Origin of the sequence: Pseudoalteromonas sp. BSi20311 (assembly GCF_000239875.1) — a bacterium.
GTDB lineage: Bacteria > Pseudomonadota > Gammaproteobacteria > Enterobacterales > Alteromonadaceae > Pseudoalteromonas.
Genome location: NZ_BADU01000006.1, coordinates 1 through 259, shown reverse-complemented (window position 1 = coordinate 259; position 259 = coordinate 1). Strand labels below are relative to the sequence as shown.

The following is a 259-nucleotide window of genomic DNA, read 5'->3' as shown; positions in this document are numbered from 1 at the left end:
ATTAAGCGACAATTACGGTGGCCGGTCTAGCGACAATTATCTTGGCCGGTTGATCTGATAAGGTTCGGTACAGCAGAACGGAGGAGTTCACTGTGCCGGGAACACGAATCACTGATCAGCAGGTCACTATTTATATGAAACATAGAAAGCGTAATAGCCAAGTTATCGCGGCTGCGAAAGCAGGTATTTCTGAACGTTCAGCAAGGCGCATTGATAAACTGGATGAGCAGCCATTGTCTAATAAACGCCAATGGCGAAC

The 259-nt window shown here is 46.7% G+C and carries 1 pseudogene; it reads left to right on the top strand.

The annotated features are described in order from the left end of the window. Window positions 1-92 precede the first annotated feature (92 nt). Window positions 93-259 (top strand): annotated as a pseudogene (locus P20311_RS19505) (IS21 family transposase); the annotation flags it as partial.